Here is a 20,982-nt window from a genome sequence, read left to right as displayed (position 1 = left end):
GCCAATGCCAACGTCTACATCGTCGACACCGTCCTCATGCCCAAGTAGGCACGGCTCGGCAACACGATCCGCCAACGGCCGGTGGCCCCGCGTCCTTCCCCGGAGGGACCGGGGCCACCGGCATGTACGGCCGCTTTGCGTCGACCGGCCGTCGACCGGCCGTCGACCGGGCGCCCGTGCGCGAGGGCGTCCCATCCTCGTCGGGGGTGCGGACGCAGGGGTGCCGTGACTGGAGGGCGCGTCATCCCTGGGCTGGCGAGGGGCAACGAAATCCGCACTCGACATGGCTGATGCTTATGGATTCATAAGCTACCGAGGGGTTTTGGTTGAAAACCATGGCCCACTGCCTTGCGTGACGCCCTGCCCGTCCGCAAGGACCCGTGCCTGGCCCGGCCCTTCGACCCGGCTCCCTCATGCCTCCACGTCTGGACGCCTGGCGGCACCGCCGGCCTCCTCGTGGTGTACGGCGCGCCACCGTGCTGGGCGGGGCGCTCACCTCCTTCCCGTACGTGGCGTTCGCCGAGAACATCGGCCTGGTGCGCATCTTCCGCGTCACCAGCCGGTTCGTCGTCGTCGCGGCCGGTGTCCTCATGGTCCTCCTCGGCCTGGTGCCGAAGGCCGGAGCCTTGATGGCCTCCGTCCCCCACCCCGAACTCTTCGCGCCGGCCGGCGCACTGCGGTGCCCCGTACCGGTGCTCATGGACCTGAAGCCGCGATCTCTTCGCGACCATCGCCCGGCCCGGCGATTCAGCGCCGAGCGGCTGGCCCTGCGCATCGGCACGGACGTGCACGACCACGCCCGCGCTGCGTACCCTGCACCAGGAGTACGCCCGCTCCAACGAGCGCTCCATGGGCCACCTCGTCGCCCATGGCTCCTCGACCTGAGATCGCGATCCGCTCGGGGCGGGGCGCGATCGGCAACTCCCACGGGAAGAAGTCCACCCGCGGTGGGAGGACGTGCCGGCGGCCGCCGCCGTCGGCGAGCACGTCGTCGACCCGGCGGACGAGAGGAGCCGTCCGCCTCCTGCGGGGACGACGGCGCACGGCAGGGCCACACGCTCCCGATGGCGCACTGGTGGTCGTGGAGGCCACGGCGCCTGTGAGGACCCGTCCCCGGAACCCCGACTTCCACGACGTCCCGCCGCTCACGTTCGGCCGGCCGGCAGGAGCCGGCGGATCCAGGGATGGCCAGGCGCGACCACCTCGACCGCGTCCGCCAGCCAGGCGCGCGCCGGAGCGTCGAGCAGCGGCAGCACCGCCTCGAAGTCGGTCTCGTCCTTGTCCCGGGTCGCTTTCGCCTTGTAGAAGAGCTGGACCTCTGGCGCGAGATACGGGATGCCCGGCTCGGTCGTGCGCCCGAGCCGGTCGATCGGGAGGCGGATCGCCGGGTCACGACGCGAGACCCACCGGGTGCCCTCGGCCTCGTCCAGCATCAGCTGCACCGACCAGGGCGCCTCGGGCGTGCGGCGGCACCAGATGTCGTGGAGCGGCGGCCGAAGGACCTCTCCAGGACACCACGGTCGCAGCTCCCCCTGTCCGGGCGGGTCCGCCACGTACAGGTCCCAGCCGGCCAGCAGGCCACGCACGAGGGCCTGGTCGCGCCGGAGGACGAGGACATCGAGATCGCCGTGTGCGCGCAGCTCGCGTCCGACCGCGAGCTCGATCGCGTAGCCACCGGCGATCCACCACGGAAAATCCGCCTCGGCGAAGACCGCGGCCACGTCCTCGGGACGATCCGGCACCCACTCTCCCCGCACCTCAGCACTCATCTGTCCATGTTCCCAGGAGCGAGACGGGTGGAGGCCCAGACCGGCGGCGGGCCGGCGGTCTCGCCGGAGCGCCTTGGCGTCGGCCGGCTCCCCCCCCCGGAAGCGGGTCGTGCCGCACGTCAAGCCCTACCCGCACCACGTCTCCGACGTGATGACCGCGGACGTGGTCGGCTGCCTCCGGCGTCTCGTCGGGGCGTCCGGCGAAGCGGGCCGGATCGGCGGCCGGTTCTGGAAGGCCATGGCCGCGGGAAGCCCGGAGGCCGGCACCCACCCGTTCTTCTGCGCTCCGCTGCCGTACGAGGGGATGCCCGAGGACCTGCGGGAGGAGTTCGCGAAGGCCGCGCTCACGTCCCGAAGGGTGATCTCGGCCACCGGCGCCTGGTGGGCGACCGGCTGTGGCACCCGACCGTGCCGTTCGCCGGGCGCACGGCCTGCTTCCCCGGGCCCGTCGCGGCGCTCCGGACCCTGAAGTCCGACGCCGTGATCGGCCCGGAGCAGGGAGCCCTGGACGCCCTCGAACGGACCGGGGCAGCATGGCGCACGAGCGGCACGCACGCACTGGTCCCACCGCGACCGTGGATCCCGGACTCCCTCCTCCGTCAGGCGTTCGACCCCTGCGACGGTGAACACCGTTCCGCTTCCACGCGAGCGGCCCCCCGGCCGGCCTCGACACCGGTGGTGCGGACGGCATCCCGGGCCCCACCGGCACCGGGCAGGGCGGAGGTTTCGAAGCAGTCCGTGCGGACGCGGCACCAGGGTCCGGGTCGGTGAAGCGCGGGACGCCGGAGCGGCCGGGCAGTCCCGTCCCGCCGTACGTGCGGCAGCGCTCGACGGCCTTCGATGTCCGACGGGGCGTTCGCGCGCGTCACCGGAGCGCCTCGCGGCTCCGGTCGGCCGCGGGCACCGCGCGCGCGGGCAACGCGACCAGCAGTGCGGCGGCGACGAGGAGCCCGCTCGCCCACAGCGGTCCGAGGTCCCCGAGGGCGGTGCCGAGGGTGGTCGCGGCGATGAGGGGGCCGGCGGCGGCGCCGACGTTGAGTGCCGCGGTCGCGTAGGAGCCGGCCATGGCGGGCGCGCCGGCCGCCTCGTACAGGATCCGCGTGATCAGCGTGCCGCCCAGTGCGAACGACAGCGCGCCCTGGACGAACGCGAGGGTGAGCAGAGCGGCCGGCTGGTGGGCCAGCACGGCCAGAGTCGGCCAGCCGACGAGCAGCATCGGGCCGCAGACGGCGATGACCGGGCCGGGGCGCCGGTCGGACAGGCGTCCGGCGACGGTGACGCCGAGGAAGGACCCGGCACCGAAGAGCACCAGGACGACGGAGATCCACAGTTCGTCCAGCCCGGCGGTGTCGGTCACGACGGGGGCGAGGAAGGTGAAGCCCGCGAAGGTGGCGGCGTTCACGAGCGCGCCGAGCAGCATGATCAGGAGCAGGCGCGGACTTTTGAGCTGGGCGAGCTCCGCCCGCAGTGGCGGTCCGTCAGCCGGGTTCTCCTGTACGGGGCGCGGCGGGATTCCGGTGAGGACGCCGACTGCGGCGGGGAGACAGAGTACGGCGACCGCCCAGAACGCGGCCCGCCAGCCGAGCAGCGCGCCGAGCGCCGACCCCCCGGGGACGCCGACGATCGTGGCCACCATGGTGCCCGACAGCAGCACGGCGAGGGCGCGTCCCTTCTTGTCGGCAGGGGCCAGCGTGGTGGCGGTCGTCAGGGCGACGGCGAGGAACCCGGCGTTCGCGAGCGCCGCGATCACCCGAGTCGCGCACAGGACCGGAAAGCTCGAGGTGGCAGCACCCAGAGCATGGGCCGCCGAGAACACGAGGACGAATCCGAGCAGGCTCGACCGTGCGGGCCAGTGACGGGCCAGCGCCGCCATGAGCGGGGCACCGACGATCATGCCGATCGCGAAGGCCGAGGTGAGTGCGCCTGCGGTCCCGACGGTGACGCCGAGGTCCGAGGCGATGTCCGGCAGGAGGCCGGCGAGCATGAACTCCGAGGTGCCCATGGCGAAGACCGCCAGGGCAAGCAGGTACAGCGGAAGGGGCATCGAGTGGCTCCGAGGTGAGGAGAGGTACGAGGGGGTCATCTCGTCACCGCGGTCAGCGCCCGAGGGCGCAGTCGTCCGGCCACGGAACACGGCGGGACGGCAGGACTGCGAACTCAGCGGTTCAGGGGGCTGACGGCGTGACCGAAAGCCCCCGGCCTGTCTGACTCCGGACTCGACATGGCCCGCACGCTACCCGACCGGCACCAGTCGGAGCATCTCCCTTTCACCGCGTCGGCCCGCGTCCCCGACGTGGTGTCCCGCGACAGCCAGGAGCTGCCCCGTGAGCGATCTCGCTCTGCGATGTGCTGGTCCCCCGTGCCCGCGGCACCAGGTCCCGCCTGTCGTTCCCGAGCCGACGGCGGTACGAGGCCGCACGCCGCGGGGCGGCGGCACCGGACGTCACGACGGTGGGACGGCACCCCGGGCGGCAGGCCGCGCGGCGGACCGGCTCCCGCGTCCGGGGCCGCCGGGGCCGGACGCGGGTCCGGTCGTGGAGCCCGGGCTCAGACGCGACGTCCGGCCGCCGCCAGGGCGTCCTTGACCTCGCGCGCCACGCGGGCGGCGTCGTCGGGGTTGTTCACCACGTCCGTGCGGTTCATGTCGATGACGAGGACCTCGCTGGCCGAGTAGTGCTTGTGCACCCAGTCGTCGTAGCCGGACCACAGCGTCCGGTAGTACTCGACGAGGCCCTCGTCCTGCTCGAAATCGCGTCCCCGCAGCCCGATGCGGTGCAGCACCGTCTCGAAGTCCGCCTTGAGGTAGACCATGAGATCGGGTGCCTTGCGGTACGGCAGGCCGTCGATCTCGCGCATCATCTCGTCGAGCAGCCCCTCGTACACCTGCATCTCGAGGGAGCTGATCCGGCCGAGGTCGTGATTGACCTTGGCGAAGTACCAGTCCTCGTAGATGGAGCGGTCGAGGACGTTGTCACCCTGCTTGTACGCCTCCTTGATCGAGGCGAACCTCGTCTGCAGGAAGTAGAGCTGGAGCAGGAAGGGGTAGCGCTTCGCCTCGATCTCCTCGGGGCTCGCCGAGTAGAAGAGCGGGAGGATCGGGTTGTCGTCCACGCTCTCGTAGAAGACTTCGCTGCCCAGTTCCTTGGCGAGCAGTTCGGCGACACTGGTCTTGCCGATCCCGATCATGCCTCCGACGCAGATCACCGACATACCTCACTTCTCCCTGGGACTCTTCTTCTCGTGGGCGGGGGGCCGGGCCTCCCGCACCACTGGGACGCACGTCGGTGGTCCCACGATTCCCGGGATTCTCGTGATCGACGTCATGAGGACCGTCAGGCCCGAAACCTCGCTCCGGACCGGACCGGACCGCTCGCCCCGGCCGGCCGGCGGGCCGGCCGTTCCGCGGCCGTCGCGCACGGCGACGGGCCACGGCCCCGCGGCCGCCCTGAATCTTAAGTGACGATCCGCCCCCGCCGGCCGGTGGGCCGCGACCGGCGGCCCGAGGGGGATCCGGCGTGGCGCCGCGCCGCTCCCTCCGGCCCGGCCGCCCGTGCGCGATCCCGGAGCGCCTCCCGCCATGCGGCTTCTACGCTGGGGCCCGTGACATCGGACAACAGGCCCCTGGCCGTCTTCGACCTCGACAACACCCTCGCCGCGACCGCGCACCGCCAGCACTTCCTGGAGCGCAGGCCCAAGGACTGGGAGGGCTTCTTCGCGGCGGCGCCCGACGACCCGCCGCTGGAGGAGGGCGTCGCGCTGTGTCTGGAGGCGGCCGGGGAGTGCGAGGTGGTCTACCTCACCGGGCGGCCCGAGCGCTGCCGTCGCGCGACCTCGGAGTGGCTGGCCGGGCAGGGCCTGCCGGAGGGGCCCGTCCACATGCGGCGCAACCGCGACTTCCGGCCGGCCAGGGTGACCAAGGTGGAGATCCTGCGCCGTCTCGCCGCCGACCGCACGGTCAGGGTGCTGGTCGACGACGATCCGGCGGTGTGCGACGCGGCGGAGGCGGCGGGCTTCCGTGTCGTACGGGCCCGCTGGGCGGAGCCCTCCGAGGCGCTGAGGGAGGCTCAGGAGAAGGAGGGCCGCACCTGAGCACCTGAGCGGCCGGGGCCGCCCGTACGTGGCCGGGCCCGGGCGGGGCACCGGCCGGGCCCCGGGGTCCGGCCCGGGAGCGGTCGGATCCGGGCCGGGAACGGGCGGACCCGGGCCGGAAGCGGCCGGACCCGGCCCGGGGCACCGGCCGCCCGGAGGGCCGGGGCGGTGCGTCCTCGGCCGGGCCGCCCGGAGGCCGGGACGACGGGTCGTCCGCCCGGCCGGGCGGACGTCAGGACAGCGTCTCCCCGTCCTCCAGGCGGAAGCCGACCTTCAGCCCGACCTGGTAGTGCTCGATCGCGCCGTCGACGATGTGGCCGCGCACCTGCGTGACCTCGAACCAGTCGAGTCCCCGCAGGGTCTGCGAGGCGCGGTTGATGCCGTTGCGGATGGCCTCGTCGACGCCTTCGGTGGAGGTGCCGACGATCTCGGTGACGCGGTAGGTGTGATTCGACATGGGGGCCGAACTCCTCTCGGTGCGGTCCCTCCACGGTGCCCCAGGGCGCGTCGGCGCGCGACACGACGACGGCCGGGAGACCCACGAGTAACCACCGAGGGCGAGGGAGCGGATCGTCCGCCCGGGTGCGCGACGAAGTCGTCAAGGACTTGACCATCCCGTTGGTCCAGACCAGAATCCAGGCCACATACCCGCGCGAACACCCCGTTCGGTCCCCCCATGCCGGGTCAGCCCCCCATGCGCACGACCCCGTGCTGAACCTGAGCAGAAGGTGACCCACGTGAAGAACCGCCATCTCGCCTGTCCCCTGGCAGCCGCCACCGCGCTCGTCCTCGCCGGCTGCGGGATGCTGCCGGGCGGCGACGACGGGACGAGGACCGTGAACGTCTGGCTCATGCGGGACAGCGTCAGCGAGGACTTCCTGAAGCGCTTCACCGAGGCGTACGAGCAGGAGCACGAAGGCGTCGAGCTCGAGTTCACGATCCAGGAGTGGACCGGCATCGGGAAGAAGGTCACCGAGGCGATCCAGGGCTCCGGCGGCCCCGACGTCATCGAGGTCGGCAACACCCAGGTCGCCCAGTACGCCGACACCGACAAGCTCTTCGACCTCACCCTGGAGTCGGTCCGCGACCTCGGCCGCGAGGACTGGCTGCCCGGCCTCGCCGAACCCGGCAGCATCGCCGGATCCCAGTACGGCATCCCCTGGTACGCGGCCAACCGCATCGTCATCTACAACAAGGACCTGTTCGAGGACGCGGGCATCGACAAGCCCCCGGCCACCCGGGCCGAGTGGCTCGACGACACCGAGAAGCTCAACAAGAACGGCACCCAGGGCATCTACCTCGCCGGACAGGACTGGTACACCCTCGCCGGCTTCATCTGGGACGAGGGCGGCGAACTCGCCGTCGACAGGGGCGGCCAGTGGACCGGCGCGCTCGACGGCCCGGGCGCCCAGCGGGGCATGGCCTTCTACAAGAAGCTCCAGGCCCTGGGATCCGGCCCGAAGGACGCCGACGAGCAGACCCCGCCGCAGGCCGACGTCTTCGCCGGGGGCGACGTCGCCCAGCTCATCGCCACGCCCAGCGCCGTCGCCGCCATCCTCAAGGCCGACCCGGGCCTCAAGGACAAGCTCGGCTACTTCCCGATACCCGGCAAGGAGGCCGACCGGCCCTGCGCCGTCTTCACCGGCGGCTCCGACCTCATCATCCCGGAGAACGCCCCCCAGCGCGGTGCCGCCCTCGACGTCGTCAAGGCCCTCGCCGGCGAGAAGTGGCAGTCCGAACTCGCCCGCGCCATGGGCTACGTGCCCAACAAGAAGAGCCTCGCCTCCGTCGTCGCCGGGCAGGAGGCCACCGCCGCCATGGCGAAGGGCGCCGCACGCGGCCGGGCCACCCCCAACTCCCCGCAGTGGGCGGACGTCGAGGCCGACAACCCCATCAAGCCGTACATGACGGCCGTCCTCCAGGGCGAGGATCCCGTCAAGGCGGCGAAGGAGGCCTCGGCCGCGATCACGGACACCCTCGCCGAATAGCATTCAGCGTTCGCACATCCGCGAGCCCCCGGACGGTCATGTCGAATCCAGCCGGTGACGGAAGAAACGAGGAGCCGGGCCACCGCTCACGCGGCCCGGTCCCGCCCCTTCCCCTTCCGTCCCGCCGGAGGAACCCGCCATGTCCGCACCGACGCCCACGCTCGCCGTCCCCGCACAGCCCCTGGCCCCGGCCGAGCAGCCCACGCCCCGGTACGTCGTCGGCCTCGCCCGGGACCAGGAGGACGTCCGGGCCGCCCAGCGGCTGCGCCACCAGGTCTTCGCCGGCGAGCTGGGCGCCCGGCTCGACGGCCCCGAGCCCGGCCTCGACACCGACGCCTTCGACGCGTACTGCGACCACCTCCTGGTGCGGGAGGGGAGCACCGGCGAGGTCGTCGGCACCTACCGGATCCTGCCGCCCGACCGGGCCGCCGTCGCCGGGCGCCTCTACTCCGAGAGCGAGTTCGACCTCACCAGGCTCGCCCCCGTCCGGCACGACCTGGTGGAGGTCGGCCGCTCCTGCGTCCACCCCGCCCACCGCAACGGCGCCGTGATCGCCCTCATCTGGGGCGGTCTCGCCCGCTACATGACCCGCACCGGCCACGACTGGCTCGCCGGCTGCTGCTCGATCCCGCTCGCCGACGGCGGCACCCTCGCCGCCGCCACCTGGGACACCGTCAGGGCCAAGCACCTCGCCCCCGAGGAGTACTGGGTCACCCCGCACAAGCTGTGGAGCCCCGACGGCATCGCCCGCCCCGAGGGCCGCGTCGCACTCCCGCCGCTGCTCCGCGGCTACCTGCGGCTCGGTGCCTGGGTCTGCGGCGCCCCCGCGCACGACCCCGACTTCGGCGTCGCCGACCTCTACGTGCTGCTCTCGTTGCGCCGCACCAACCCGCGCTACCTCGACCACTTCCTGTCGCTCGTCCCGGCGCGGTGAACGGGTCCACGGCCCTCCCGCCGTGGCTCCCCACGGCGCCCTGCACCCCGGGTCACTGCGCGGCCCACCCCGTCGCCGGACCCGGCGGGCCGGAGGAGCGGGCCGGCGCGGTCCTCGCCGTGGCCCGGCTGACCGCCGGGACCGGCGCCGTCCTCCTCGGCGTCCTGCTCGCCCCGGCGGCGGGGCTGCTCCCGGCCGCCGCCCGGCTCGCCCTCGTGCGGGGCTGGACGCGAGCGGTGGTCCGCGCCTTCGGGGTGCGTACGCGGTACGAGGGGACGGCCGGCGCGGTGACGGGCCCGCTCCTCGTCGTCGCCAACCACGTCTCCTGGCTGGACGTCCCCCTCCTGGCGGCCGTGCTGCCCGGGCGGATGGTGGCCAAGACGGAGGTCCGCCGCTGGCCCGTCCTCGGTCCGCTCGCCGCGCTCGGCGGCACCCTCTTCATCGACCGCGACCGGCTCAGGGCCCTGCCCGGCACCGTCCGGGCCATGGCCGCGGTGCTCGCCGGCGGGGGCCGGGTGGTCGTCTTCCCCGAGGGGTCGACCTGGTGCGGGCGGGCCCGGGGGCGTTTCCGCCCGGCCGCGTTCCAGGCCGCCCTGGACAGCGGCTGCGCCGTGCTGCCGGTACGGATCGACTACCGGCCGACGGGGGCCGCCGCGTACGTCGGGGACGATCCGCTGGGGGCGTCGTTGTGGCGGGTCGTCACCGCGCGGCGGATCGTCGCCCGCATCCGAATACTGGATCCGATATCCAGTACCGAGTGTCCAGACCGCCGCGCCCTGGCCGCCGCGGCCCAACGAGCCGTCGCCCGGCCGCCCCTCACCCCGCCGGCGGTACCGGCCACGGCCCAGCCGTCCGCCGTCCAGCCGCTCGTACCCCAGCCGCCCGCCGTCCAGCCGCTCGTCCCTCAGCCGACCGCCCCTCGGCCGACCGTGGCCAGGGACAGCGCGAACCTGCCCTCGTCGTCCGTCCACCAGCGGGCCAGTTCGAGGTCCGCCGCCGCCAGCTCCTCCCGTACGCCCGCCTGACGGAACTTCGCCGACACCTCCGTCCGCATCTCCTCGCCCGCCGCGAACGGCACCACGAGATCCAGCTCCGGGATCTTCACGGTCAGCGCGCGGCGGGCCCGCAGCCGCATCTCGATCCACTCCCGGTCGGCGTCCCACACCGCCACGTGGTCGAAGGCGGCCGGATCGGCGTCCGCGCCCAGCTCCCGGTCGATCACGGACAGCACGTTCTTGTTGAACGCGGCCGTCACCCCGGCGCCGTCGTCGTAGGCGGCCACGAGCGTCGCCTCGTCCTTCACCAGGTCCGTGCCGAGCAGCAGCGCGTCGCCGGGCGTGAGCAGGGAGCGGACCGAACGCAGGAAGGCACCGCGTTCGGCGGGCAGCAGATTGCCGATCGTGCCCCCGAGGAAGGCCACCAGGCGCGGCCCCGGCGTCCCCGGCAGCGCGAGCCCCCGCGTGAAGTCGGCGACGAGCGCGTGCACCGACAGCTCCGGCCGGTCCGCGAGCAGCGACTCCGCCGCCCCGGTCAGCGCGGACTCGCTCACGTCCACGGGCACGTACGCGTCCAGTCCCGGCAGCAGCGCGTCGATCAGGAACCGCGTCTTCTCGGAGGAACCGGAACCCAGCTCCACCAGGGTCCGCGCCCCCGTCGCGGCGGCGATCTCCGGCGCCCGCGCGGCCAGGATCTCCCGCTCCGCGCGCGTGGGGTAGTACTCGGGCAGTCGGGTGATCTCCTCGAAGAGCTCGCTGCCCCGGGCGTCGTAGAACCACTTGGGCGGCAGCTCCTTGGGGGAGCGGGTCAGTCCGTGCAGGACGTCGGCACGGAGGTCGGCGCCGGCGGCGTCCGGGGCGAGGGTGCGGGTCAGCTGGAACGGGCTCACGCGGAAGGCTCCTTGAGCGGGGTGAGGGTGACATCGGCGCGGCCGGCGGTGACGAGCGTGTGCTCCGGCACCTCCCGCCAGCGCGGATCGTCGTCGTACGGTTCGGAGGCCACGGCCACCCGGTCGGGGGCCGACAGGCACCAGAGGCTGTTGCGCCAGGCGGTCGCGGCGATCCGCTCGCCGTCGGTGAGCAGCAGGTTCAGCCGGGAGGAGGGCGACACCGCCGCGACCTCCCGCACGGTGTCGGCGAGCGCCGCCCCCGGCGCGTCCCCGGCCCGCAGCCGGTGCAGCACGAGCGCCCAGAGCAGCGCCGAGTCGGTGCGCGCCTCCAGGCGCAGCAGCTCACCGGCCGACAGCGTCCCGGCGAGCGCCGTGACGGAGTCGGGCCAGCCGTCGACCGCGCCGTTGTGGCTGAACAGCCAGGGCCCGGCGGCGAACGGCGCCGCCGCGGCCTCCCCGTCGGCGCCCGGGAGCGTGGCCCCCCGGACCGCCCCGAGGAAGGCCCCGGAGCGCACCACCCGGGCGAGGTCGGCGAAGGACGGGTCGCCCCAGATCGGTCCGGTCCGCCGGTACCGCGCGGGCACCGGGTCCCCCTCGGCGTACCAGCCGACGCCGAACCCGTCGGCGTTCACCACCCCGCTGTCCTGCGTACGGGGTTCCCAGGACTGGCGCAGCAGGGCGTGCGGCGGCCGGACGAGCAGCTCCCCCAGCGGCACCGGCTCCCCCAGGTAGGCGACGTGACGGCACATCAGTCGAGCTCCGCGCTGCGCGCCGTCCGGAAGCCGGAGAAGATCTGGCGCCGCACCGGCAGGTCCCAGTTGCGGAAGGTGCCCCGGCAGGCGACCGGGTCCACCGCGAACGAACCGCCGCGCAGCACCTTGTGCTCGGGCCCGAAGAACACCTCCGAGTACTCCTTGTACGGGAAGGCCGTGAACCCCGGGTACGGCAGGAAGTCGCTGGCGGTCCACTCCCACACGTCACCGATCAACTGCCGTACGCCGAGGGGCGAGGCGCCCGCCGGGTAGCTGCCGGCCGCCGCGGGCCGCAGGTGCCGCTGCCCGAGGTTCGCGTGCTCCGGGCCCGGATCCGCGTCGCCCCACGGGTAGCGGCGGGAGCGTCCGGTGACCGGGTCGTGGCGGGCCGCCTTCTCCCACTCCGCCTCGGTCGGGAGCCGTCGCCCCGCCCAGCGCGCGTAGGCGTCCGCCTCGTACCAGCTGACGTGCAGGACCGGCTCCTCCTCGGGCACCGGCTCCGTCACCCCGAACCGGCGGCGCAGCCACTGTCCGCCCTCCTGTCGCCAGAACAGCGGGGCCGTGATGCCGTGCTCCCGGATCTGCGCCCAGCCCTCCGGCCGCCACCAGCGCCGGTCCGTGTAGCCGCCGTCGGCCATGAAGGCGAGGTAGGCGCCGTTCGTGACGGGCGTGGTGTCGATGTGGAAGGCGGGGACGAGACGGGGGTGCGCCGGCCGTTCGTTGTCCAGGGCCCACGGCTCGTCCGACGCTCCCATGGTGAAGGGGCCCCCGGGCACCAGGACTTCGGCGGGCAGCGGCCCGGAACGCAGGACGGGCGGCGGGGGAGCGGTCAGGGCGGCGGGACCCCTCCGCAGCTGATGGGTGATCAGCATCGTCTCGTCGTGCTGCTGTTCGTGCTGCGCGATCATCCCGAACGCGAAAGCGGCGTCCACCAGCGGGCGCCCCTCCAGCGGGGTGCTCTCCAGCACGTCGAGGACCCGGATCCGTACGTCGGCGGCGTAGGCCCGCGCCTCGCCGGGCGCGAGCAGCGGCAGCGACGGACGGGAGGCGCGCGGGTGCTGGAAGGCGTCGTACAGCGAGTCGATCTCGGGCCGCAGCGCCTCGCGCCCCGCGACGGCCCGCCAGAGCCACTGCTCCTCCTGGTTGCCGATGTGCGCCAGGTCCCAGACCAGCGGCGACATCAAGGGCGAGTGCTGCGCGGTGAGTTCGCCGTCCTCCACGCAGGAGGTGAGGAGCGCGGTACGGTCCCGCGCCGTGGTGAGGGCCTCCAGGGCCCGCCGCCGCAGGGCCTCGGGGCCGGCTCCCGTCCCGGTCGCGGTCATGACGTCACCACCTGGAGGTCGTCGGCCGGGCAGCCGCCGGGGATCACGTACCGCTCGTGGAAGGCGGCGACCGCCCGCCGCACCCCCTCGCTCGCCCCGATCCGGGGCAGCGCGTCCAGGGCGGCGGAGAACACCGCGCGGGCGGCGGCGTGCAGCTCGGGATCGGCGAGACCGTCACGGGCCGCCGCCAGCCACAGCGGATTGCGCGGCGCGGGACCCGGGCCCGCCAGCTCCGCGAGGGGCTTCACCGCCCGGTACGCGGTCTCCGCCGCCTCCGGGTCGTCGAAGACTGCCGTCGTCACCGCCACCGGCACCATCCAGCCGTCCGGGCCGGGCTGTGCGTCCATCATCCGCAGCTCCAGGTGCCCGCGCGGCCGCACCGGCGGGAACAGGGTCGTCATGTGATAGCGCAGGTCGTCGGCGTCGGCCGGCCGGGGAAGGCCCGTCCGCAGCCACTCCCGGAACGTCAGGCCCTCCGGCACCGCCCACGGCCCCTCCTCGGCCCGCACGCACATCACCGGGGTGTCCAGGACGTGCGCCGCCCACTCCGTACGCGGCTCCCCGTCCGGCGGCGGCGCGAGTGCCCGCCGGGGGTCGAGCTCCGTCCACAGCGCCTGCCGCGTCGAACGCCAGCCGGTCCGGCGACCGCCGTGCACCGGGGAGTTGGCGAAGGCGGCCACCAGGACCGCGCCGAGCAGATGGGCGAGCCGCCAGCGCCGGTGGTAACCGAGCGGACCGGGTTCCTCCAGGCCTGCGTCGAGGCAGACCTGCACCGAGGCCGACTCGCACATCATCGCCCGCCCGGCGGGCCCGGTCCGGGCGAGCGCGGTCTCCATCGCGTCGTACCGGGGCTCGTGCAGGACCCGGCCGCGCGGCGCGTGCCAGGGGTCCACCCCGTAACCGCTGAGGGCCAGGCCGAGCCGCCCGAGCGCCGCCCGCACCGCGACCAGATCGGCGGCGAGCGAGTCGAGGCACTCCATGAGGGAGCCGGCCGGGCGCGAGCTGAGCTCCAGTTGCCCGCCGGGTTCGAACGTGAGGGCCGACACCAGGGGCAGCGCCCGTACGGTGTCCAGCGCGGCCGCGAGCCTCGGCGGCCGTACGGGAAGCCGGGGGTCCCGCAGCTCGTGCACGAGCCACTCCAGCTCCACCCCCACCGTGCGGGGCGGACCCGTCTTGAAGCAGATACATCGCAGCAGGTCCTCCGCCTCCACCTCGGTGAGAGGGGGGCCGCCGCGCCGTATGCCGCTCGGCGACATCCGTGCACCTCCTGGTCCTCGGGGTCCCCGTGGGGACCCGCCCGGTCAGTCGCTGCTTCCACCTAAAGCCACCACCGACCGCCGTGCAAGAGCGCCTCGCACGGCCCCCACGCGCCCCCCGTGCCCCTGCCCGTCCGAAATTCCCCGCAGTCCCGGAAAACCCTTTGCCGCCACCGCAACGAAACGATCAAGCTGGAACGCATGAGTGCACGACTGCGCGCCGTCGCGCGGCAGACCGAGGAGATCGTCGCCGCGGGCCGCTACCGGGCCCCCGACGGCCGGACCGTCTCCCTCGCCGAGGACCTGGAGGCCGCCCTGGCCGGAACCCGCCTCCACGGCCCCGAGCCGCTCGCCGTCACGCCCGACACCGACCGGACGCCCACCCTCGACGTCACCCCCGAGAGCAGCCTGGCGGCGGCCCGCCGGATGACCCGGACCGACCCCACCCGCCCGGTGGCCGTCCTGAACTTCGCCTCGGCCCGCAACCCGGGCGGCGGCTACCTCAACGGCGCCCAGGCACAGGAGGAGGCGCTCTGCCGGTCCTCCGCCCTCCACGCCACCCTGCTGCGCGCCCCCGGCTACTACGCCCACCACCGGGAGGAGCGGGACGCCTTCTACACCGACCGGGTCATCCACTCGCCCCGGGTCCCGGTCTTCCGCGACGACCGGGGCGCGCTGCTCGCCGAACCCTTCACGGTCGGCTTCCTCACCTCTCCCGCGCCCAACGCGGGCGTGATCCGCCGCCGGACCCCCGACCTCGCGCACCGCTTGCCGGCCGCGCTCGCGTCCCGCGCCGAGCGGGTCCTGGAGACGGCGGCGGCGGCCGGATACCGACGGCTCGTCCTCGGCGCCTGGGGGTGCGGAGTGTTCCAGAACGACCCGGCGGACGTCGCCGGCGCCTTCGAAGCCCTCCTCACCGGTGACGGCCGCTTCGCCGGCCACTTCGAGGAGGTCGTCTTCGCGGTCCTGGACCGCGCGCAGGGCACCCCCACCCTCGCGGCCTTCCGGAAGGTCCTCGCACAACCGCTCTGACGTGCGGTTCTCCTGCCCCCGTGCCAGGCTGAGGGAACACGGACCACCGTCCGAACCCCGTCACGGGAGGCACGATCGTGGGCAAGAAACAGACCCGGACGAACCGGGGAGCCCGTACCGGCGGCCATGAGCACCGCACCGAAGCGGTGGCGAAGGAGAAGAGCGCGCCGAACCCCACGAGAGCGGCACAGATGCGCCTCGTCGAGCACGCGTCCCACCGCAAGGAACGCAGGTTCGGCCACAACTGAGGTCGAGCGGACCGCACGAGGGGCCCGGTGCCAGGACGGCACCGGGCCCCTCGCGCGCCGTCACCGACCGTCGCCGACCGGGATCTCCACGCTCTCCTCGGTCCGTGCCACCGGCAGCACCGTCCCGCCCGGCTTCTCCTGCGCGGCCGGGCTCATCGTGGCGAGGAGCTGCCTCGCCAGGCCGAGACCGGTCCCGCCCATGGTCAGCGCCTTGGCGAACACGTCCGCCATGCCGTCGGCGCCGTTGAGCAGCACCATCTGGTCGACGTTCCCGAAGGCGGAGGCACCCGCCGAGACGATCTCCGGCCACTTCTCGGCCAGCTGCTGCGCGACCACCGCCTCCTGGTTCTCCGCGAGCGCCGCCGCCCGCGCCTTGATGGCCTCGGCCTCCGCCAGGCCCTTCGCCCGCGTGGCCTCGGCGACCGCGAGCCCCTTGGCGTGCTGCGCCGCCGCCTCCGCCTCACCGGTGAGCCGGGTCGCCGTCGCCTTGGCCGCGCTCGCCAGCTCCGTCTCCTTCGCCTCGGCCTCGGCGGCCGAGATCCGGGCGTCACGCTCGGCCGCGGCCAGCGTCCGGGTCTCGTACGCCATCGCGTCCGCCGGCTTGCGGACCTCCGCCTGGAGCTGCTGCTCCTTGCGGAGGCCCTCCAGCTCGGCGACCCGGGTCTCCTGGACGACGACCTCCTGGCGCGAGGCGGCGTCGGCGAGCGGGCCGGCCTGCCGGGCCCGGGCGGAGGCCTGGTCCCGCTCGGCCTGGTAGCCCGCCTGGAGGATCTCGCTGTCGCGGGTCGCCTCCGACATGCGCGCCGCAGCCTGCTGCTCGGCCTCGGTCGCCCGCCGGTTCGCCTCCGCCTGCGCGATCCGCGCGTCCCGCTGGACGGCGGCCGCGTGCGGGGCGGCCAGGTTCTTGATGTACCCGGTGGGGTCCTCGATCTCGTGGATCTGCAGCGAGTCGACGATCAGACCGAGCTTCTCCATCTCCGTGCCACAGGCCGAACGCGCCTGCCCGGTCAGCTTCTCCCGGTCACGGATCATGTCCTCCACGGTCAACCCGCCGACGATGGCGCGGAGATGACCGGCGAAGACGATGTGCACCCGCTCGCTCATCAGCTTCTGCTGGTCGAGGAAGCGGCGCGCGGCGTTGGCGATCGACACGAAGTCGTCACCGACCTTGAAGATCACCACACCGCGGACCTTGAGCGGAATGCCCTGGTGGGTGACGCACTCGACGGACAGCTGCGTCTCGTTGAGGTCCAGCGAGAGCTTCCGCACCGCCTGGACGCCGGGGAGCACGAGGGTGCCGCGACCGGTGACGATGCGGAACCCCATGCCCGCGCCGAGGCCCTCGTTCTTGTGGTTGGAACCGGAGATGATCAGCGCCTCGTTGGGTTCCGCGACGCGCCACATCATTTTGAACACACCGATCAGAACGGCGAGCGCGCCGACGACGACGCCCGCCAGAATGCCGATGCCCATGGACAAGGTCCCCCTTCACCGGAGCCGAGCGGATCCGGTGAAGGGAGTGTGCGCCCGTGAAGGGCACGGCTCAACGGTTCGGTCAACTGTCGTACGCGGCTGTGACATAGACGGTGCGCGGAGGGAGATGTTCCATGACCATCACGACCGTGCCGACCTCGATCCGCTCCTTCGGCGAGGCGGGGTGCGCGAGGAAGTGCTCGGCGCCGCCGCGGATCCGGACGATCACCTCGCCGACGAGACCGGGGCCGACGGTGCCGGTCACGCGGCCGAGCAGTCCCACCATCGAGCTGTCCATCGACGTGTCGTCCATGACTGAACGGTACGTCAGATCCACCCGTCCAGGGCGGACATGAAACCGTCGAACTCGTCCCGGTGGATCGTGTGCCCCGCCCCCTTCACCGTACGGACGACGAAACCGCGCTCCTCCAGCATCCTGGCGTGCTCCGGCCGCACGAGCGTGCTCGGATCGGCGAGGGTGACGAGGGACGGCACCACGGGCCGGTCCGGCCACAGGTCGGCGCCCGCGAACGCCGTGAGGCCGTGGGCGCTCCGCTCGTCCCAGTCCCTCACCGACGCCATCTCGACGTCGACGTCCTCGTCCGACCAGTGCGGGTTGAACCCCTTGATCTGCTCCCTGGTCATCGACTTGCCCCGGACGAAGAGGTCGGCCCGGTAGCCGCAGGGACCGGCCGCCAGGTGCCACGCCGGGTCGGAGTACACGGCCCGGGCCGGCGCCAGGCGCTCCACCGCCCGCGCCAGGACGAGCCCGCCGAGCGAGTGACCGATCGCCAGCTCCGCGCCGACGGGCAGGGATTCCACGAGGTCGTCGGCGTGGTCCTGCGGCCGGTACGCCTCCGGGCCCGCGGCCCGGTCGCTCGCCCCGTGCCCCCGCAGGTCCACGGCGATCACCCGGTAGCCGCGCTCCGCGAGCGCCGGTCCGACCCGGCGCCAGGTGCGGTGGTCGGCCATGATGCCGTGGACGAGCAGGGCCGTCCGGTCACCGGACCCCCACGTGGTCGTGTGCAGGCGCACTGTGCCGCCTCTCCTGCGGTGTTCGGCGGCCGCCGACGGGGGCCGGTGCCGCTGCGGACGGGGCGCGGCGTGCTCCGACGGGGGTCAGCGCACGCTGCGGATGGGGCGCACGGCCAGCGCGCCGAGTACCGACAGTACGGCCGCGACCAGGAAGAGCGCCGTGTATCCGCCACTCAGCGACACGATGAGCGAGGCCACGAAGGGGGCGACGATCTGCGGACCGGCGTTGGCGACGTTGAGGACGCCCATGTCCCGCGCGGCGTCCTCGGCCCTGGGCAGCACCATGGTCACCAGGGCGGTGTCGACGGCCATGTAGCAGCCGAAGCCGAGCCCGTTGACGACGGAGAAGGCCAGCATCGCGGTCCAGCTCGTGGAGAAGGCCGGGACGAGCAGCGCGAGCGCGGCGAGCGCGGCGGAGGCGCCCACGAAGAGCTTGCGGCGGTCGAGCCGGTCCGAGAGCCAGCCGCCGAGGACGGTGGAGACGACCATGGCGACCGAGTTGACCGGCATGAGGATCGCCACCGCCTCCTCGGCGCTCAGTCCGGCGGGCAGGTCGGTGTGGTCCTTGAGGACGTACAGCTGGAAGCCGGCCACGGCGAAGTAGCCGAGGACGAGCAGGGCCCGGCCGATGAAGGCCCAGCGGAAGTCGTGGTCCCTCAGGGCGCCGCCGAAGGCCGCGATCTGCTCCTTGACCGGCATCGCGGCCCTGGGGGGCATGCGCTCCTCGCGGGCGCAGACGGTGAACAGCACGGCGGTGGCGGCGACGATCGCGCCGAAGACGAGGTAGCCGGTGCGGTAGTGCTCGGAGAAGGCGGCGCCGAGGAGGGCGCCGATCGTGGAGCCGACGGGGAGGCCGAGGCCGACGGCGGCCGAGGCCTTGCCCCGCGCGGCCGGGGGCACCCGGTCGGGGACGACGGAGGTGAGGGCGGCCTGGTAGACGTTCATGACGGCCTGGCCCAGACACCAGGCGATGGTGACCAGCAGGATCGTGTGGACGCTGCCGAGGAGCAGCATCACCGGGAGGGCGAGCAGGCCCCCGGCGAGGATCCAGGGGTTGCGGCGGCCGGAGCGGTCCGAGAGGGCGCCCGCCACCGGGTTGAAGACGGTGGCGAAGATCGCGGACACGCCGGAGACGAGGCCGAAGTTCGCCACCTTGTCGGCGGGGTCGACGGCCTCGACCTGGAGCGCGAGGAGCATGCCGGGGACGCCGATGTACAGGGCGTACATCGCGGTGTTGCCGGCGAACAGCAGGGTCAGCAGGCCACGCGTCGGCCGGGGGGCCGTGGGGGAGCCGGGGACGGCCGGGCCGGGGGCGCGCCTGTCGGTGGTACCCGTGGGGGTGATGGGGCCGGGGGCGCTCGCGTCGATCGCGCCCGTGGGGGCGGCGGGGCCTGTGGTGCCCGTGCCGGTGGCGCCCGTTTCGGGGCCGGTCCCGGGGGAGGAAAGGGCCACTTTGCCCTCCTGAGGAGATCGCCCGGTGCGGGGGCGAGAAGCGGATGGAACGGGGAGGTGACACGTGTCAGTGACACGTGTGGGCACTGTGTAGCACCCCGATCCGGCCATCCGCCAGAGCCTGCGCCGGATCGTTCTGGAAAGATGCCGGATCGATGAGCCAGCCAACCGAACGCTCCCCCGGACGCCCCTCCGGGCGGGCCGTCCCCACCAGCGCCGATGTCGCGCGCCTCGCGGGCGTCTCCCGGGCCACCGTCTCGTACGTCCTGAACAACACCTCGGCCGTCCGCATCAGCGAGCCCACCCGGCAGCGGGTGCGCGAGGCGGCCGAGGAACTGGGCTACGTCCCGCACGCGGCGGCCCGCAGCCTGCGCGCGGGCCACAGCCGCATGGTGCTGATCCCCAGCTCCCACGTCCCCGTCGGGCCGCTCTACAGCCAGTTCTTCAACGACTTCCAGTGGGCCCTGCGCCGCCTCGACTACACGGTCGTGCAGTACGGCAGCGTCGGCCTGGAGGCGGAGGAGGCCGCCCGCGCCTGGGCCGAGCTGCGACCGGTGGCCGTGGTCTCCCTCGGCGAGGTCGAGCTCACCGGGCAGGGCGTCGAGATCCTCAAGCGGTCCGGGGCCCGGGCCGTGATCACCCTCGGCACCCGGCGCGTGGAGGGCGCCCAGGCCCTCGTCCTGGAGCAGGGGCGGGTCGGCGAGGTGGCCGCCGAGCACCTCCTGGAGACCGGCCGGCGCCGGATCGGCGTCGTCGTGCCCGAGGAGCCGGGCCTCGCGATGTTCTCCGGACCCCGCCTCGACGGCGCGCGCCGTGCCGCCGAGGGCACCGGCGCCACCGTCGTGCCCCTGCCGCTGCGGTACGAGGAGGAGTCGGCGGCCGGGCTCGCCGCGCGGTGGCGCGAGCTCGGGCTCGACGGCGTCTTCGCGTACAACGACGAATACGCCATGCTCCTGATGCGGGCGCTCCAGGACGCCGGGATCTCCGTGCCGGGGGAGACCGCCGTGGTCGGCGCGGACGATCTGCTCCTCGGACGGTTGCTGCGGCCCCGGCTCAGCACCGTACGGATCGACATGGTGCTCGGCCGCGAGCTGGCGGAACTGGTCGACCGCGCCGTACGGGAACCGGACGCCCCGTCCGTCTCCCGCTCCCTGCTGGACTCACGGGTCGTCCGACGGGAATCGAGCTGAGGCCCGTGGCGCCCGGGAGCGGCGTCCGGCGGGAGCGACCGGGCCCCTCGGCGTCCGGCGGGAGCGACCGGGCCCCTCGGCGTCCGGGGCGCGCCGGGCCCCGCCGCCCGGGGCGTCGTCCGGCGCGAGTCCGGCCCAACGCTTAGCTTCGGTGCATGAGCACTGTTCCGAAGCGGTTCGAGATCCTGCTGGTGCCCGAGCACGTCGAGGACCGCGGCGGCGCCGCCGTCGCGGACAGTGCCGTCCGCACGGCCGTCGTCGAGGCCACCGGACGGCACGGCGAGTCGGGCTACCCGATCTACGAGGGACACGGCATCCGGGCCGACATCGACCCCGAGACGCGTACGGTCGAGGCGCTGCTCGTCGACGGCAGCGAACTCGACTACGGCCTCACGGCGCTGGTCCGCCCCGCCGCACACGGCTGAGCTGTGGCGTTCTCCCCGCGGTGGCCCGAACCGGCCCGTTGACAGCGGGCCCCATCGGGCGGAGACTCTGCGCGCCCGAGGGGGCGAAGATTGCTTCACCAGGCGAACAGAGTCGTTCGCCGGTCACGTGGG

Annotated in this window: 19 protein-coding genes and 3 pseudogenes; 10 read left to right on the top strand and 12 right to left on the bottom strand. The window is 73.8% G+C overall.

The window, feature by feature from the left end:
- Nucleotides 1–470: 470 nt before the first annotated feature.
- Nucleotides 471–677 (top strand): annotated as a pseudogene (locus tag IE180_RS37665) (solute carrier family 23 protein); the annotation flags it as partial.
- A 468-nt stretch (nt 678–1,145) separates the two neighbouring features.
- Here the strand turns inward: IE180_RS37665 and IE180_RS09485 are convergent.
- Entirely contained in the window at nt 1,146–1,769 is a 624-nt protein-coding gene (locus IE180_RS09485; RefSeq protein ID WP_190156330.1) for a nucleotidyltransferase domain-containing protein, read from the bottom strand.
- A gap of 100 nt (nt 1,770–1,869) precedes the next feature.
- On the opposite strand from IE180_RS09485, the pseudogene IE180_RS09480 reads away from it, so the two are divergent.
- Nucleotides 1,870–2,342, top strand: a pseudogene (locus IE180_RS09480) (ARMT1-like domain-containing protein); the annotation flags it as partial.
- 292 nt (nt 2,343–2,634) lie between these two features.
- Here the strand turns inward: IE180_RS09480 and IE180_RS09475 are convergent.
- A complete protein-coding gene (locus IE180_RS09475; protein WP_190156329.1) occupies nt 2,635–3,813 on the bottom strand; it encodes a Cmx/CmrA family chloramphenicol efflux MFS transporter in 1,179 nt (392 codons plus the stop codon).
- A gap of 503 nt (nt 3,814–4,316) precedes the next feature.
- Nucleotides 4,317–4,979, bottom strand: a complete 663-nt coding sequence (locus IE180_RS09470) for a deoxynucleoside kinase (RefSeq protein ID WP_190156328.1) — start codon at nt 4,977–4,979, stop codon at nt 4,317–4,319.
- A 390-nt stretch (nt 4,980–5,369) separates the two neighbouring features.
- Here IE180_RS09470 and IE180_RS09465 point away from each other — a divergent pair, with 390 nt between their 5' ends.
- Nucleotides 5,370–5,858 carry a phosphatase domain-containing protein gene (locus IE180_RS09465; RefSeq protein ID WP_190156327.1) on the top strand — a complete coding sequence of 163 codons (489 nt, stop codon included), beginning with the start codon at nt 5,370–5,372 and terminating at the stop codon, nt 5,856–5,858.
- 232 nt (nt 5,859–6,090) lie between these two features.
- On the opposite strand, the gene IE180_RS09460 is transcribed toward IE180_RS09465, so the two are convergent.
- Nucleotides 6,091–6,315, bottom strand: a complete 225-nt coding sequence (locus IE180_RS09460) for a dodecin (RefSeq protein ID WP_190156326.1) — start codon at nt 6,313–6,315, stop codon at nt 6,091–6,093.
- 280 nt (nt 6,316–6,595) lie between these two features.
- Between IE180_RS09460 and IE180_RS09455 the strand changes: the two genes are divergently transcribed.
- From IE180_RS09455 to IE180_RS37350, 3 genes and pseudogenes are all read left to right on the top strand, one after another.
- On the top strand, nt 6,596–7,846 hold the full coding sequence (locus IE180_RS09455; protein WP_190156325.1) for an extracellular solute-binding protein: 1,251 nt from the start codon (nt 6,596–6,598) through the stop codon (nt 7,844–7,846).
- 139 nt (nt 7,847–7,985) lie between these two features.
- Entirely contained in the window at nt 7,986–8,780 is a 795-nt protein-coding gene (locus IE180_RS09450) for a GNAT family N-acetyltransferase (RefSeq protein ID WP_190156324.1), read from the top strand.
- Nucleotides 8,777–9,397: pseudogene (locus IE180_RS37350) on the top strand (lysophospholipid acyltransferase family protein); the annotation flags it as partial. The gene IE180_RS09450 and the pseudogene IE180_RS37350, both read left to right, overlap by 4 nt.
- Before the next feature lie 287 nt (nt 9,398–9,684).
- Here the strand turns inward: IE180_RS37350 and egtD are convergent.
- From egtD to egtA, 4 genes are read right to left on the bottom strand one after another with little or no spacing between them, the layout of a single operon-like run.
- Nucleotides 9,685–10,665 (bottom strand): L-histidine N(alpha)-methyltransferase, encoded by a 981-nt coding sequence (egtD, locus tag IE180_RS36300; protein WP_308434390.1) that lies wholly within the window; start codon nt 10,663–10,665, stop codon nt 9,685–9,687.
- On the bottom strand, nt 10,662–11,414 hold the full coding sequence (gene egtC, locus IE180_RS09440; protein ID WP_190156322.1) for an ergothioneine biosynthesis protein EgtC: 753 nt from the start codon (nt 11,412–11,414) through the stop codon (nt 10,662–10,664). The genes egtD and egtC overlap by 4 nt, the downstream gene beginning before the upstream one ends.
- On the bottom strand, nt 11,414–12,739 hold the full coding sequence (egtB, locus tag IE180_RS09435; RefSeq protein ID WP_190156321.1) for an ergothioneine biosynthesis protein EgtB: 1,326 nt from the start codon (nt 12,737–12,739) through the stop codon (nt 11,414–11,416). Before egtB ends, egtC begins: the two co-directional genes overlap by 1 nt.
- On the bottom strand, nt 12,736–13,995 hold the full coding sequence (gene egtA, locus IE180_RS09430) for an ergothioneine biosynthesis glutamate--cysteine ligase EgtA (protein ID WP_190156320.1): 1,260 nt from the start codon (nt 13,993–13,995) through the stop codon (nt 12,736–12,738). Before egtA ends, egtB begins: the two co-directional genes overlap by 4 nt.
- Nucleotides 13,996–14,196: 201 nt before the next feature.
- Between egtA and IE180_RS09425 the strand changes: the two genes are divergently transcribed.
- Both IE180_RS09425 and IE180_RS09420 read left to right on the top strand, forming a co-directional pair.
- Entirely contained in the window at nt 14,197–15,027 is an 831-nt protein-coding gene (locus tag IE180_RS09425) for a TIGR02452 family protein (RefSeq protein WP_190156319.1), read from the top strand.
- Between the two features lie 77 nt (nt 15,028–15,104).
- Complete coding sequence (locus IE180_RS09420; RefSeq protein ID WP_190156318.1) at nt 15,105–15,275, top strand: hypothetical protein; 171 nt, start codon at nt 15,105–15,107, stop codon at nt 15,273–15,275.
- A 60-nt stretch (nt 15,276–15,335) separates the two neighbouring features.
- Here IE180_RS09420 and IE180_RS09415 read toward each other — a convergent pair whose 3' ends face one another.
- The 4 genes from IE180_RS09415 to IE180_RS09400 all read right to left on the bottom strand — a co-directional run bounded on the left by IE180_RS09415 (nt 15,336) and on the right by IE180_RS09400 (nt 19,235).
- Nucleotides 15,336–16,748 carry a flotillin family protein gene (locus IE180_RS09415; RefSeq protein WP_190156317.1) on the bottom strand — a complete coding sequence of 471 codons (1,413 nt, stop codon included), beginning with the start codon at nt 16,746–16,748 and terminating at the stop codon, nt 15,336–15,338.
- 82 nt (nt 16,749–16,830) lie between these two features.
- Complete coding sequence (locus tag IE180_RS09410; protein WP_403537084.1) at nt 16,831–17,034, bottom strand: NfeD C-terminal domain-containing protein; 204 nt, start codon at nt 17,032–17,034, stop codon at nt 16,831–16,833.
- 41 nt (nt 17,035–17,075) lie between these two features.
- On the bottom strand, nt 17,076–17,783 hold the full coding sequence (locus IE180_RS09405; protein WP_190156316.1) for an alpha/beta fold hydrolase: 708 nt from the start codon (nt 17,781–17,783) through the stop codon (nt 17,076–17,078).
- Between the two features lie 84 nt (nt 17,784–17,867).
- Nucleotides 17,868–19,235 (bottom strand): MFS transporter, encoded by a 1,368-nt coding sequence (locus IE180_RS09400; protein ID WP_373302702.1) that lies wholly within the window; start codon nt 19,233–19,235, stop codon nt 17,868–17,870.
- 155 nt (nt 19,236–19,390) lie between these two features.
- On the opposite strand from IE180_RS09400, the gene IE180_RS09395 reads away from it, so the two are divergent.
- Both IE180_RS09395 and IE180_RS09390 read left to right on the top strand, forming a co-directional pair.
- Nucleotides 19,391–20,425, top strand: coding sequence for a LacI family DNA-binding transcriptional regulator (locus tag IE180_RS09395; protein ID WP_190156315.1), 1,035 nt, complete (start codon nt 19,391–19,393; stop codon nt 20,423–20,425).
- Between the two features lie 155 nt (nt 20,426–20,580).
- Entirely contained in the window at nt 20,581–20,850 is a 270-nt protein-coding gene (locus IE180_RS09390; protein ID WP_190156314.1) for a hypothetical protein, read from the top strand.
- The last annotated feature ends 132 nt before the right edge of the window (nt 20,851–20,982 follow it).

It is taken from the genome of Streptomyces litmocidini (assembly GCF_014649755.1).
In the GTDB taxonomy this organism is placed as follows: Bacteria; Actinomycetota; Actinomycetes; order Streptomycetales; family Streptomycetaceae; genus Streptomyces; species Streptomyces litmocidini.
This window is presented reverse-complemented; position numbering and strand designations above follow the sequence as displayed.

Bases quoted from the DNA above. Each gene is read 5' to 3' on its own strand.
- IE180_RS09485 (WP_190156330.1), bottom strand. From the start codon at position 1,769: ATGAGTGCTGAGGTGCGGGGAGAGTGGGTGCCGGATCGTCCCGAGGAC.
- IE180_RS09475 (WP_190156329.1), bottom strand. From the start codon at position 3,813: ATGCCCCTTCCGCTGTACCTGCTTGCCCTGGCGGTCTTCGCCATGGGC.
- IE180_RS09470 (WP_190156328.1), bottom strand. From the start codon at position 4,979: ATGTCGGTGATCTGCGTCGGAGGCATGATCGGGATCGGCAAGACCAGT.
- IE180_RS09460 (WP_190156326.1), bottom strand. From the start codon at position 6,315: ATGTCGAATCACACCTACCGCGTCACCGAGATCGTCGGCACCTCCACC.
- IE180_RS09450 (WP_190156324.1), top strand. From the start codon at position 7,986: ATGTCCGCACCGACGCCCACGCTCGCCGTCCCCGCACAGCCCCTGGCC.
- egtC (WP_190156322.1), bottom strand. From the start codon at position 11,414: ATGTGCCGTCACGTCGCCTACCTGGGGGAGCCGGTGCCGCTGGGGGAG.
- egtB (WP_190156321.1), bottom strand. From the start codon at position 12,739: ATGACCGCGACCGGGACGGGAGCCGGCCCCGAGGCCCTGCGGCGGCGG.
- egtA (WP_190156320.1), bottom strand. From the start codon at position 13,995: ATGTCGCCGAGCGGCATACGGCGCGGCGGCCCCCCTCTCACCGAGGTG.
- IE180_RS09425 (WP_190156319.1), top strand. From the start codon at position 14,197: ATGAGTGCACGACTGCGCGCCGTCGCGCGGCAGACCGAGGAGATCGTC.
- IE180_RS09415 (WP_190156317.1), bottom strand. From the start codon at position 16,748: ATGGGCATCGGCATTCTGGCGGGCGTCGTCGTCGGCGCGCTCGCCGTT.
- IE180_RS09410 (WP_403537084.1), bottom strand. From the start codon at position 17,034: ATGGTGGGACTGCTCGGCCGCGTGACCGGCACCGTCGGCCCCGGTCTC.
- IE180_RS09395 (WP_190156315.1), top strand. From the start codon at position 19,391: ATGAGCCAGCCAACCGAACGCTCCCCCGGACGCCCCTCCGGGCGGGCC.
- IE180_RS09390 (WP_190156314.1), top strand. From the start codon at position 20,581: ATGAGCACTGTTCCGAAGCGGTTCGAGATCCTGCTGGTGCCCGAGCAC.